The organism is Vibrio sp. 1402, from assembly GCF_033340275.1.
In genome coordinates this window covers 1-690 of record NZ_JAWOWE010000291.1, presented here as the reverse complement: position 1 = coordinate 690, position 690 = coordinate 1, and the positions used below count along the sequence as shown (strand labels likewise).

At 50.4% G+C, this 690-nt stretch carries 1 protein-coding gene; it reads right to left on the bottom strand.

The window, feature by feature from the left end; translation table 11 throughout:
• Window positions 1-690, bottom strand: a 690-nt coding sequence (locus R7044_RS25625; RefSeq protein ID WP_225456049.1) for a pyridoxal-phosphate dependent enzyme, incomplete at both ends; no start/stop codon positions are given.

The following is a 690-nucleotide window of genomic DNA, read 5'->3' as shown; positions in this document are numbered from 1 at the left end:
CGTAGATCGCGAATGATGTTATCCAGCTCTTCCTGACCGCCTTGCAGGCGTACACCAACAAAGATATTCGCCAGTTCATCATCGTTATAACGGTAGTTAAACTCGGTGACAGCGCGGCCGCCAATCAGATTACAGAATTCAAAGAAAGCGCCTTGGCGTTCTGGAATCGTCCCGGCCAATAGACCTTCACGCTTCTCACCTAATTCACAACGCTCTGAAACATAGCGTAAACCATGGAAGTTGGTATTCGCGCCAGACAACACCGTGGCAAGGTTTTTGTTTTCCAGTTGGTTTTGCTCAACAAACTTCTTCAAGCCAGCAAGCGCAAGCGCCCCGGATGGTTCAGCAATCGCGCGAGTATCCTCAAAAATGTCTTTTACGGCAGCGCAGATTTCATCGCTTGAAACCGCCACATGACCATCAATGTATTTCTGACACAAGCGGAATGTTTCTTCACCGATGCGTTTTACCGCCACACCATCAGCAAACATGCTGACTTGGTCGAGTACCACTGGCTCACCAGCATCAAGCGCCGCTTTCAGACAAGACGAGTCTTCAGGCTCGACGGCGATGACTTTGATTTCTGGCATCAGTTGCTTGACCAGAACCGCTACACCAGCCGCCAAGCCACCGCCTCCAACCGGCACGAAGATGTAGTCGAGATGACCATTTTGCTGCAGCATTTCCATG